This is a genomic window from Actinomadura madurae (assembly GCF_900115095.1).
GTDB classification, from domain to species: Bacteria; Actinomycetota; Actinomycetes; order Streptosporangiales; family Streptosporangiaceae; genus Spirillospora; species Spirillospora madurae.
In genome coordinates this window covers 119208-131054 of record NZ_FOVH01000019.1, presented here as the reverse complement: position 1 = coordinate 131054, position 11847 = coordinate 119208, and the positions used below count along the sequence as shown (strand labels likewise).

Annotated in this window: 9 protein-coding genes and 1 pseudogene; 1 reads left to right on the top strand and 9 read right to left on the bottom strand. The window is 76.5% G+C overall.

The genetic code is table 11. The features are described from left to right. Positions 1-13 precede the first annotated feature (13 nt). Positions 14-1240: a carboxylate--amine ligase gene (locus BM339_RS38690; protein WP_075024100.1), complete on the bottom strand. Its 1227-nt coding sequence runs from the start codon at positions 1238-1240 to the stop codon at positions 14-16. Positions 1241-1360: 120 nt separating this feature from the next. On the opposite strand from BM339_RS38690, the pseudogene BM339_RS52890 reads away from it, so the two are divergent. Then, positions 1361-2068: pseudogene (locus BM339_RS52890) on the top strand (glycoside hydrolase family 26 protein); the annotation flags it as partial. Between the two features lie 299 nt (positions 2069-2367). Here the strand turns inward: BM339_RS52890 and BM339_RS38685 are convergent. Genes BM339_RS38685 through BM339_RS38650 form a run of 8 tightly spaced genes read right to left on the bottom strand, consistent with a single transcriptional unit; the run spans position 2368 to position 11633 of the window. Then, a complete protein-coding gene (locus BM339_RS38685; protein WP_075024099.1) occupies positions 2368-3663 on the bottom strand; it encodes a glycosyltransferase in 1296 nt (431 codons plus the stop codon). Next, entirely contained in the window at positions 3656-4786 is a 1131-nt protein-coding gene (locus BM339_RS38680) for a GNAT family N-acetyltransferase (protein WP_024934243.1), read from the bottom strand. The genes BM339_RS38685 and BM339_RS38680 overlap by 8 nt, the downstream gene beginning before the upstream one ends. After that, entirely contained in the window at positions 4783-5481 is a 699-nt protein-coding gene (locus tag BM339_RS38675) for a hypothetical protein (RefSeq protein ID WP_075024098.1), read from the bottom strand. The genes BM339_RS38680 and BM339_RS38675 overlap by 4 nt, the downstream gene beginning before the upstream one ends. Next, positions 5468-6601 carry a glycosyltransferase gene (locus BM339_RS38670; protein ID WP_083598404.1) on the bottom strand — a complete coding sequence of 378 codons (1134 nt, stop codon included), beginning with the start codon at positions 6599-6601 and terminating at the stop codon, positions 5468-5470. The genes BM339_RS38675 and BM339_RS38670 overlap by 14 nt, the downstream gene beginning before the upstream one ends. Next, a complete protein-coding gene (locus BM339_RS38665) occupies positions 6598-7275 on the bottom strand; it encodes a polysaccharide deacetylase family protein (RefSeq protein ID WP_024934240.1) in 678 nt (225 codons plus the stop codon). The genes BM339_RS38670 and BM339_RS38665 overlap by 4 nt, the downstream gene beginning before the upstream one ends. Beyond that, complete coding sequence (locus BM339_RS38660; protein ID WP_075024097.1) at positions 7247-8929, bottom strand: lipid II flippase MurJ; 1683 nt, start codon at positions 8927-8929, stop codon at positions 7247-7249. Before BM339_RS38660 ends, BM339_RS38665 begins: the two co-directional genes overlap by 29 nt. Beyond that, on the bottom strand, positions 8926-10221 hold the full coding sequence (locus BM339_RS38655; RefSeq protein ID WP_075024096.1) for an O-antigen ligase family protein: 1296 nt from the start codon (positions 10219-10221) through the stop codon (positions 8926-8928). The genes BM339_RS38660 and BM339_RS38655 overlap by 4 nt, the downstream gene beginning before the upstream one ends. Continuing rightward, the gene (locus BM339_RS38650; protein ID WP_024934238.1) at positions 10218-11633 is read right to left on the bottom strand and encodes an exopolysaccharide biosynthesis polyprenyl glycosylphosphotransferase; all 1416 of its coding nucleotides are present in this window, start codon (positions 11631-11633) and stop codon (positions 10218-10220) included. The genes BM339_RS38655 and BM339_RS38650 overlap by 4 nt, the downstream gene beginning before the upstream one ends. Positions 11634-11847: the final 214 nt, after the last annotated feature.

The following is an 11847-nucleotide window of genomic DNA, read 5'->3' as shown; positions in this document are numbered from 1 at the left end:
TGTGTTCGTGGTGTTACCCGGTGCGGAGCCGCCCGACCGCGCGGAGCGCGCTCTGCCGGCCCATGGCGAGGAAGGGCGGGAGGTCGTCGCCGGCGTACCAGGCGAGCTCGTCGGCCCTTCTCAGCGGGCGGAGGGTCTCCCGCAGGTGCTTCGGGCGCGGCAGGGGGCGCCGCGCCGATCGCCGGAGGTAGTGGTTCTCCACCAGCAGGTGGCGGCCGGGCGCCGGCCGCGCGGCCGGGACGGGGCGCCCCGACTGGTCGAGGTGCAGGACTCGGGCGAGGTCGAGCCCGGTCCGGTCGGTGAACAGCCGGAACTGGGCGCCGATCCGCGGGTTGAAGTCCAGCAGGTGGTGGACGCCGCGCTCGGCGTCGAGCCGGAAGTCGAGGTCGACCAGGCCGCGGCAGCCGAAACGCCGGACGATCCCCGCCGCGAGCCGTTCGAGCGCCGGGTCGTCGACCCACTCGCCCGCGACGGTGTGCCCGGCGTGCGGCGGGTGCGCCAGGTGCTTGCGGCCGACCCCGCCGAACAGGCAGCCGAGGTCCTCGTCGAAGTACCCGTGGAAGAACCAGTCGCCGCCGGACGGCGGGATGCGCCGCTGCAGGATGAGCGGGCCCGCGCCGCCGCCGGAGGCGTCGTCCGGGCGGCGGTCTCGGGTGGCGGCGAACAGCCGGTGCAGCTCGCCGGCCGTCCGGACCAGGGTGGTGCTGCGCAGGCCGGGGCGGAGCCGCCACGGCCGCGCCCACTTGGCGATCAGCGGCAGCCCGAGGTCGGCGGCGGCCTCGTCGACCTCCGCCGCGGACCGCGGCATGCGGCTCGGCGGGCACGCGACGCCGTGCCGCTCGCAGGCCTCCAGCAGCCGGGCCTTGTCGGCGACGCCGCGGGGGACGGCGGGGTCCTGGCGGGGGAAGACGAAGCGGGACGCCAGCGGCGCCGCGTGCTCCGCGACGAAGATCGCCCCGGCGTCGTCCATCGGGAGGAGCAGCGCGCGCCGGCCGATCCGCTCGCCGACCGCCCGCAGGTGGTCCAGCAGGTCGTCCGGGCGTCCGGGGGGCGGCGCCCAGGGATGCGCGCGGGACAGGTAGCGGGACCGGGACGAGGGGTTGGCGTCGCCTTCGAGGATGGCGTGCACGGGGACGCCGGCGCGGCCGAGGCTGCGGATCGCCGCGAGCGTCCCGTGGTGGAGCGGGTTGCGGTCGGTGCGCAGCAGCAGCACGGGAAGGCCGGGATCGAGGCGCGTCATTTTCGTTCAGGCTCGATTCCACATATTGCGGTGCACGACGTCCCTTTCCCGGTGGTAAATTTTGCCATCGCCCGCTCCGGCGGCTTTTTCGCGGCGGACGTCCCAGGGCATACGATACGCATGAGCGGCGACATTATCCATCCAGCCGGGCACCACTCCGGGCGCCAGTGGAAAAGGGCATCGCGCTTTTGTCCACTCCCTCCCATTCTGGCCGCGTCCGTCATGCTGGTCGCGCTGATCGCGCCGGTATTCGCGACCTGGCCGCAACTCCGGTCGGCCCAGAGAACCGCGCCCTACGTGCCGTTGGGGGCCTTTCTCGGCTCGGGCGGGGAGGGCGTGGCCCGGCTGGGCCCGTTCGAGCGCTGGCTCGGCTCCACGGTCACCGTCGGCCGCACCTACCTGCCGGGCGACGACTGGGACGACATCGAGGGGCCGCGCGAGTTGCTGGCGGCGTGGGCGCGCTGGAAGGAGGCCGACCCCCGCCGGATGCTGGTGGTCAACGTCCCGATGATGGCCCCGAACGAGACGTGGCTGCCGCGGCCGGTGCTCGCCTCGCTGCTGCGCGCGGGGGCGCGGGGCGTGTTCGACGGGCACTACCGGGCCCTCGCGCGGCGGCTGGTGTCGGCCGGCGCGGGCGACGCGGTCCTCGTCCCCGGCTGGGAGATGAACGGGGAGGCCTACGCCGGCCGGTGCGCGCCCGATCCGGAGGCGTGGAAGACCTACTGGCGGCGGATCGTCGCCGCGATGCGCGGCGTCCCGGGCACGCGCCTGCGTTTCGACTTCGCGCCGTCTCGGGGGCGGGACGCGATTCCGTGGACGCAATGCTATCCGGGCGACGACGTCGTCGACATCATCGGATCGGACAGTTACGACCAGCCGGCGGGAAAGTCCTTCCAAAGTTTCGTGGACGAGCCTTACGGACTGCGCGACCACGCGGATTTCGCCGCCGCGCACGGCAAGCCCATCTCGTTCCCCGAATGGGGGCTGTTCCGCAATTCCGACAACCCGGAATATGTCCACGGAATGCATGACTGGATCATGTCGCACGACGTCGCCTACCAGTCGATCACGGATTACTGCCCGCACGGCGTCTGGTCGTGCGGCGGCAATCCGCGCTCGGCCGCCGCCTACCGGGAGCTGTTCGGCGGCGTGACGGCTCCGCCGCCGTCCCCGTCCGGGCCGTTCGTCCCGGCGCCGTCCCCGGCCTGGAAGGCGCCGGCGCCGACGCCGGCGAGGCCCGGATGGCCGGAGCCGCCGGCCACCGCCCGCGTCCCGGCGGTGGGCTCGTCCGGGGCGCCGCCGGCCCCGGCCACGTCGCGGGTGACGGCGGCGAGGAGCGCCACCGTCCCGGAGACGTCATAGGCCTCGGCCGCGGACGCCGCCGCCAGCCCCTCCCGTTCGGCGATGCCGGGGGACAGCAGCCGCGCGGCCACCTCCGCGGCGAGCGCGGCGGGGTCCTCGGCGGGAACGAGCGCGCCGAGACCGGGCCGGAGCAGCTCGGTGATGCCGGGGACGTCCGTCCCGATGAGGGGGCGTCCGGTGGCGAACGCCTCCAGCGCGGTGAGCGGCAGCCCCTCCCACCGCGACGGCAGCACGACGACGTTCGACGCCGCGAGCCAGTCGCGCGGATCGTCGACGGCCGGGACGAGGGACACCCCGGCGACCGCCTCGCCGCGCAGGGCGTCGAGGTCCTCGCCGTCCCCGACGACGGCGAGCCGCGCGGACGGGCACCGGGCGGTGACCTCCGGCCAGGCCGCGAGCAGGACGTCCTGCCCTTTCTGCCTGGTCAGGCGGCCGACGCAGACGGCGAGCGGGACGGTCGCGGGCAGCCCGAGCCGGGCGCGGGCGGCCAGCCGGGCGGCGCCGTCGGCGGGCCGGAACCGGCGGCGGTCGACGCCGTTGCGGACGACCCGGTACTCCCCGCGCACGCCCGCGCGCATGCCCTCCTGGAGCTCGCCGATGCCGACGCAGACGAGGGCGTCGGTCCAGCGGGCCGCGAGCCGCTCCCACAGCCGGCTGGGGGCCTCCTGCCGCCCGGTCGCGGCGAGCCAGGACCAGCCGTGCGGCTGGAAGATCGTCGGCGTGCCGCGCGGGCGGCGCGGCAGCCGCCCGGCCAGACCCGCCTTCGCGGAGTGCAGGTGCACGACGTCCGGGGCGAAGGTCGCCACCAGGCGGCGGAGGCTGCGCGCCTCCAGCAGCGTGCGGGGGCCGGGAGCGCGGCCGGCGTCCCACGGGAACCAGGGGACGCCGGCCGCCGCGCACCGTTCCGGCAGGTCGCCGCCGCGGGGGCAGGCGACCGCCACCTCCCAGCCGCGCCTGCGCTGGTCGCCGGCCGCCTGCCCGACGTAGACGGCGACCCCGCCGCCGTTCGGCTGGCTGACGTGCAGGACCCGCAGCGGGCCGCGCGCCTCCCGGTCAGCCATCGCCAGCGGGCCGGCCGTCCCCCGCGTGCCGCCGCTCCGACAGGTGCGCGCGGGCGCGGGCGAGCCCGGCGAACGCGGCGGCGGGCGCGGACCTGCCGAGGATGATCCGCTCGTTGCGGACCGGCGCCGGCCGCCATTTCAGCTTGTAGGGCTCGTCGCCGCGCAGCAGGCTGACGCCCTGCCGGTGGCGCTCGCGGGCGAGCGCGAGGTCCTGGCGCAGCATCATCAGCGTGACGTCGAGGCAGGACCGCAGGTCGGGGATCGCGCCGTACAGGTAGGCGCCGACGTACCGGTGGCCGATGAGGAGGAGGTCGCTGGCGACGAGCCGCCCGTCCCACCGGTACTGCAGGACGGCGGCGCGCCCGTCGCGGACCATCCCGTCCGCCGCCTCGGCCAGGTGGCGGCGGAACCGGTCGCGCGTGTGCTCGGGGTTGACCGGGCGGCCCTCCCACTGCCAGAGGTGCAGGTCCAGCAGCGCGTGGACGGCGTCCGAGGCCCGCTCCGCCGGGACGCTCTCCACCGTGATGCCGCGCACGTCGATCTTGCGGAGCTTGGCGCGCATCTTGCCGGCGGTGCGGCGCGGCAGCCGTCCGAGCACGTCGTCGATGTCGGTCGCGGGCAGTTCGAGGCAGACCGACGACGGCGTCCGCCAGGCCCGCCGCGGCCACCGGTCGGCGACCAGGTGGGCGGCCGAGCGGGGCCGCACCTCGCGGAGGTCGAGCGCGCACCATCCGCGCTCGTCCAGCAGCGCCCGGGTGAGGTGCCGGACGGCGCCGTCCGCGTAGACGGGGTCGAGGAGGAAGTCGGTGAAGTCGCTCTGCTCCGCCGCGAGCGGGACGAGCACCGGGAACCCGTGCCGGGTGGCCGCCATCAGCGGCGCCGCCGCGACGAGCCGGCCCCGGTGGCGGACGGTGACGAGGCGGAGCCGCCCGCGCGTCCCGTACCAGCCCCACCACGACCTGAACCACTCGTACGTCTGGAAGGGCGTGGCGGCCGGGCTGCGGTCGTAGAGGTCGCGCAGCTCGCCGGCGAGGCCGACCAGGGACTGCTCGTCCCGGTGCACCTCGGCGGACCACTCGGCGGCCGGGGCGTCGACCGGCGACGGTGGGGCGATCGCGGTCACGAGCCCACCTCCGCCCGCTCGGCCGCGGGACCCGGCGCGGTGGCGGGACGTGTTTCCGCGCGCTCGCGGACCCGCCCGCGGCGCCCGCCGCCGAGGGCGGCGCCGAGCCCGGCGAGCAGGACCCCGGACGCGGTGCCGACGGCGACGCCGAGCGGCAGGTTCGGCGACGAGGGCTCGGCAGGCCGCGTGGCGAGGTTCATCAGCGCGACGCGGACGCCCGTCTCGGCGTGGTGGGTCTTGCCGTACCGGACGAGGGCGTCGGCGGCGGCGTTGGCGTACGCGGCGGCGTCGCGGGGCGTCCGGGCGCTGCCGGCCAGCCGGATCAGCGGCGTGTCCGGCGAGGTGGACGCCTGGATGTGCTCGCGGGTGGCGCCCGCCGCGCCCTTGGGCAGCGGGATCGAGGAGTACTGGAGCGTCTCCGGGAGCGGCGCGAGCCGCCCGAAGGCCTGCGCGAAGCTGACCGCCGCCGGGCCGGCGCCGCCGTCGCGCTCGTCCACGACCATGACGAACGACGTCGCGGTGTAGGTGCTGGGCGTGAACAGGGCGTAGCCGAGGCCGCCGAGCCCTCCGGCGAGCACGAGCGCGGCGGACGGGCCGGCGCGCCGGGCGAGCGCGGCGAGCCGGCCGCGCAGGCGCCGGGCGGTCCCGGCCCGCCCCCCGGTCTCAGGCTTCCTGTCGGCGTCACGTGGCGGCATCACGAACCCTTTCTCGTATCGGTGCGGCTCCGCGGACGGGCGGCTCGGGGCGGTAGAGCCGGGCGAGCTCGGCGGCGCGCTCGGCGATGGCGTACCGGGCGACGGCCGGCGGCACGCGGGTGCGGTCGCGGGGGGCGCGCAGGACGCGGGCGAGCTCGGCGCTCCAGATCCCGGCGTCGGTGGGGAGCCGGCGGGCCTGCGGGGCGGCGCCGGGCGGGAGGCCGTCGAGGGCGGGGCAGACCGTGTAGCGGACGGGGAGCCCGGCGGCGAGCGCCTCCAGCACGCCGAGGCCGAACGTCTCCTGGACGGACGGGGCGGCGAGGACGTCCATCGCGGCGAGGGCGCCCGCGACGTCCGACGTCCCCCCGGCGAAGATCACGCGGCCGGCGACGCGCGGGTCGCGCGCCAGCCGTTCCAGCGCCACCCGCTCCGGGCCCGCGCCGACCAGCAGCAGCCGGACGCCGCCGAGCCGCGCGACCGCCTCGATCAGCAGGTCGAAGCGCTTGGTCGGGACGAGCCGGCCGAGCGCGCCGACGACGGGCTCGGCCGGGCCGATCCCGAGGCGGCGGCGGGTCGCGGCGCGGCGGGCGGCGTCGAACGCGAACGCGGCCGCGTCGATGCCGTTCGGGATGACGGCGATCCGGCCGGGCGGCACGCCCCAGCCGCGCAGCCGGGCCGCGACGGCGGGCGACACCGCGACCGTCGCGGACCCGAGCCGCTCGGTCGCCCGGTAGAGCGCCCGGACGCCGCGGGTCGTCGGCCGTCCCTCGATGTGGCCGTCGCCGAGGGAGTGCTCGGTGGCGATGACGCGGGGCACGCCGGCCATGCGGGCGGCGATCCGGCCGTACACGCACGCCCGGTACAGGTGCGTGTGGACGACGTCGTACCGCCCGCGCCGGATCAGCCGGGCGAGCCGGGGCAGCGCGGCGAGGTCCCGGTTGCCGCGCATCCCGATCTCGTGCACGGGGACGCCCGACCGGCGGATCTCCGCGCCGAGCGTGCCGGTCCGGGTCAGGGTGGCGACCTCGCAGGCCACCGGCAGGTGGCGCAGCAGCAGCACGAGCTGGCGTTCGGCGCCGCCGTGCTCCAGCCCGGTGATGACGTGCAGGACCCTGGTCACACGCGCCTCCGCCGGCGCAGTTCGTGGCGGACGAGCTTGACGCGCAGCCGCAGGGGGCCGTCCCGGTCGCCGATGTAGGTGCGGGCGAGCGCGTGCCGTCCCGGCTGCTCGGGGCTGATGTCGCAGGCGTAGTCGTACCCGGCGGCGCGCACGGCCTCGGCCTCGCGGGCGGTGGCGTGCCCGTAGGGGTAGGCGAAGCCGGTCACCGGGCCGTCGATGAGGTCCTCCAGGACGGCGCGGCTCTCCTCCAGCTCCTCGCGCAGCTCGGTCTCGTCGGTGGCCGGGAGGGAGACGTGGTGGCGGCCGTGCGAGGCGATCTCCATGCCGGCGTCGGCGACCATCCGGATCTGGTCGGCCGTCATCAGCGGCTTGCGCGGGCCGTCGTCCCACGCGTTGAAGGACCCGATCCGCCCGGACACGATGAACGTCGTCGCGCCGAACCCGTACCGCACGAGGACCGGGAGGGCCCGCGTCGCGAAGTCGGCGTACCCGTCGTCGAAGGTGAGCCCGACGAGGCCGCGCGCCCGGCCGGCGGCGTGCGCGGCCAGCAGTTCGCCCATGCCGGCGCCGCGCAGGCCCCGCGCCCGCAGCCACGCCATCTGCCGCGCGAACCGGGCGGGCGACACCGTGACCAGGTGCGGGTCCTCATCGAAGTGGTCGACCGAGTGGTACATCAGCACCAGCGGAGCCGGCCGGATCTCCCCGGCCGGGGGCGCCGGCTCGGCCGGCCGTGTCGTCTCCGTCAGGTGCGCTGGTTCTGTCGGCTGGCTCACTGGTATCCCCCGATTCGATGCGGCCGCGCCGGGCACGCGCGCGGAGCGGCCCGGAAGCGATCCATGGAGAGGCGAGGCCGGGTCCCGCCAGGACGGCGAGGACGGCGAAGGCCGCGGTGGTGACGGCTCCGCCCGCGGCGAGCTGGACGAGGTCGGAGCCGTCCAGCGCCCCGGCGGCGAGGCGGCCCGCCGCGCAGGCGCCGGCGGCGGCGAGCGCGAGCCGGGACACCTCGGCGGCGACGCGGCGCAGCGGGATCGGCGCGACGCCCCGCCGCAGCCCGGCCAGCAGCAGGACGGCGGCGAGCGTGATCCCGGCGGCGTTCGCGGCGGCCAGCGCGATCGTCCCGGCGGACGCGGCGAACGCCCCGCCGACCGCCGCGGTGACCGCCAGGCCCGCGGCGATCACGGCCGCCGGGCGCCAGGTCGGCCGCCGCTGCGCGAAGAACGCGCGGGCGGCGAGGCCGACGGCGGTCTGCCCCCACAGGCCGAGGGCGTAGACGCGCATGATGGACGCGGTGCTCGCCGTGTCCGCGGGCCCGAACGCGCCGTGCTCGAACAGCACCCGGACGATCGCGGGCGCGAACGCGACGAGGAACGCGGCGGCGGCCAGCACCATCGCGCTCGCGACGAGGATGTCCTGCCGGATGCGGCGGGCGACCTGCGCGGTGTCCCCGTCCGCCGAGGCGCGGGCGAGCCTCGGGAACGTGACCGTCACGATCAGCAGCGAGAGCACCATCGGCACCTGCGCGACCTTCTGCGCGTAGTTCAGGTGCGAGATGGACCCGGCGGGCAGCTCCGACCCGAGGAACCTCTCCACGAACACCTGCGCCTGCCGCGTCACCGTGTAGACGACGACGGGCGCGACGGCCGCGAGCCCGAGGCGGATGTCCGGGCCGGCGGCCGGGGCCGGTGCCGGGGCGGCGCGCAGGCAGCGGGCGAAGGCGGGCGCCTGGACCGCGACCATCAGCACGCTGCCGCAGGCCACGCCGACCGCCGCGCTGGTGACGCCGATCAGGCCGGAGAAGCCAGCGATCAGCGCGAGGATGCCGGCGTTGTAGGCGAGGTAGATCGCGGCGGGCGGGCCGAACGTGTGGTGGGCGCGCAGCACCGCGCTCATGAAGCCCGCGACGCCGAACGTCACGACGGTGACGGCGGTGAGCCGGACGCAGAGCACGGCCGGGCCCCGCTCGGGGAGCCCCGGCGCGAGGACGTCCACGACGAGCGGCGCGAAGACGGCGAGGGCGGCGGTGACCAGCGACAGGCCGAGCACCATGCGCGGCAGCGTCGTGGCGGCGAGCGGGCGCGGGCCGTCGCCGCGGGCGAGCAGCCGCGTGACGGCGGGCACCATCAGCAGCGCCATCGCGTCCTCGATCAGCAGCGGCGAGACGGTCTCGGGGATCGTCCAGGCGACCAGGAACGCGTCCGTGCTGCCGCTGGCGCCGAACAGGTGCGCCATCGCGAGGTCGCGCAGGAACCCGAGCCCGGTGCCGGCGGCGATGAGCACGCCCGACAGCGCGGCGGCGCGGCCGACGGAGCCCGTCCCGGCCCGGGTCATCCGCGGACCGCCCCGATGGCGCGGGCGGCGGCGATGCCGAGGACGACGGCGGTGAGCGCGCAGGTCGGCCCGCCGAGGTCCGCGTACAGGAAGTTGACCAGCAGGAACGCCATCAGCGCGACGCTGGCGAGCCAGAACGGGTCGCGGGCGCGGCGGCGCCGCCACAGCCCGGCGACGATCGCGCCGAGCAGCGTGAGGAGCCCGGCGAGGCCCACCACTCCCTGCTCGGACAGGAACAGCAGGTACTGGTTGTGCGGTGACAGGAGCGGCTGCCGGACGTACCCGTTCACCGGGTCGGCGGTCTCGCTGCCGGACGACAGCTCGATCGAGGCGTAGGTGTCGCGGTAGGCCGGGAAGTTCTTCACGCCGACGCCCGCGACCGGATGGTCCTCCCAGATGCGGACCGCGGCGGCCCACAGCTCGTACCGGTCGTCCACGGACCGGTCGGGATGGACGATCGAGCCCACCATCGACCTGGACCGCTCGACGACCGCCTGCGACCCGCCGCCCGCCACGCCCGCCAGCACGACCACCAGCGCGCCGCAGCAGGCCAGCACCTTCACCGCCGTCCACCGGTCGAAGAGCACCAGCATGAGGACGGCGGCGGCGCCGAGCGCGATCCACGTCCCGCGGCTGAGCGCCAGTGCCAGCGCGGCGGCCAGCACCGCGAGTCCCGCCAGCGCGGCCGGGACGGCGGCGGCGCCGCGCCCGGGGGCCGACAGCGCGAAGGCGGCCAGGATGAGGAACGCGAACCCGGCGACGATCGACATGGCCATGACGTCGAGGGCGCCGAACGTCCCGACGGCCCGGATGCTCTGGCCACCCATGGAGGCGCCGTTGCCGGTGCCCGCCTGCCAGATCCCGTAGGCCGCCTCCACGAGCCCGAGGCCGAGCACCGCCCAGCAGACGATCGCGAGGTCGCGCCGGTCCCGCAGCAGCAGCACGACCGCCAGCGGCACCAGCACGAAGACCTGGAGGTCGCGGACGAACCCGGCCAGGCTGGCGCCGATGTCGGCCGAGTGGACGGTGCTGGCGCCGAGCGCGGCGATCAGCGGCCCGAACGCCAGCGGGGCCCGGCGCGGCATCGCGACCCGGCCGGTGACCAGCAGGAAAGCGGCGACCAGGACGAGCCCGCCGCTGGCCACGTCCCCGGCAGTGACCTGCACGCCCGGCCCGGACGCCGCGTCGCCGGGCGGGATCCCGACGCAGGCCACGGCCGCCGCGACCAGCCAGCTCGGGCGCCGCGGGACCGCCCTCGCGACGAGCGGCGCCGCCGGCGCGCAGACCGTCATCCGGAGTCCCGGCAGAGCATCGCCCGCGCCGTCAGCAGCAGGATCCGGAGGTCGGCGGCCACCGACCAGTGGTCGATGTAGTGGTTGTCGAGCCGCGCCCGCAGCTCGATGGAGGTGTCGCCGCGGAACCCGTGCACCTGCGCCCAGCCCGTCATCCCGGCCGGGGCGCGGTGCCGCAGCGTGTAGCCGGGGCAGGTGCGGGAGAACTGGTCGACGAAGTGCGGGCGCTCCGGGCGCGGGCCCACGAGGCTCATGTCACCGCGGATGACGTTCCACAGCTGCGGCAGCTCGTCCAGCGACGTGTTCCGCAGGAAGCGGCCGACCCGTCCCATCCGACCGTCGTTCTTGACCGTCCAGCGGGTGTCGGCCTCGTGCTCGTCCGCAGGTTTCAGCGTGCGGAACTTCAGCAGGACGAACTCCTCGCCGCCGAGGCCGATCCGCCGCTGCCGGAACAGAACGCCGGGACCGCCTTCGATCCGGACCGCCGCCGCGCACACCGCGAGCAGCGGCAGCGCGGGCACGAGGACCAGGACCGCGATGATGACGTCGAGGGCGCGCTTGGCGCGCCGGGCGGCCGGGTCGTGCAGCGGGCCGCCGACCCGCGCGCACGGCAGCCCGGCGAGGTACTCGCGCCGCGCCGGCACCACCGGGACGACGTCCGACGGCGGCTGGACGAGCAGCGTCTCGCAGGGCAGCCCGAACGACACGCGCAGCACGGCGTCCAGCCGGTGGGGGTGGACGTCCTCGGCGACGACGACCAGCGTGCCGATCCGGTGCTCGGTGACGATCGCGGGCAGGTCGGAGGTGTCCCCGAGCAGGGGCGCGGCGCCGGGGTGACCGGGCGGGCGCCCCGCGGTCACCTGCCCGACCGCCGCGAGCCCGTACTCGCCGCGTTCCCGCAGGACCTCCAGGACGTGCTCGGTCATGGCGCCCGTGCCGACGACCAGGGCCGGCCGCGCCCTGGAGCGGCGGCACCGGTACGTCCTGACCGCGGCGTTCACGCAGGCGCGCCCGCCCGCCTGGAGCGTGAGGGCGACGGCCGTGATCCACGGCCAGGCCGCGGGGTCCGCGAGGAGCGCCGCCGCGGCGGCGCCGACGAGGGCCGCCCGGACGAGCAGCGGCGGCAGGTCGGCCAGCAGGGAGGGGCTGCGGCGCATCCGGTACAGCCCGGCGGACGCGTTCAGGAGCATGATCGCCAACGCGGCCGGGCCGGCGAGGAAGCCGCCCCGGGTGAGCGTCACGGCGGCGGCCATCGCCCAGCCGTCCAGCAGGGCGAGGCAGACCGGGCACAGCCCGGCCAGTAACCGCGGACCGGCGCCCCCGGACGGGACGGCCGTCCCGTCCGCCGCCGCGGCGAGCTCCGGAGGAGCCGCGCCCGGCTCGATGGCGGAGGTCAGCCCCTGGGCTCTCATCGCGCGTCCCTTTCACAGGCAAGAACTCACGTCGCGGGGGCCGTCACCGGCGGCCACGGAACAGAATCGCAGCCGGTCACGGCGCGAATCGCCGCCTTTAACCGGTGCCGCCACAGACTTGAGCAGAAGATCGACAGGCCGGATCCGGAGCGAGAAAGATCCTGCGAATCGGCCCCGGAAGGCCAACCTTCGCGGGACCATGGACGTCTAGAGA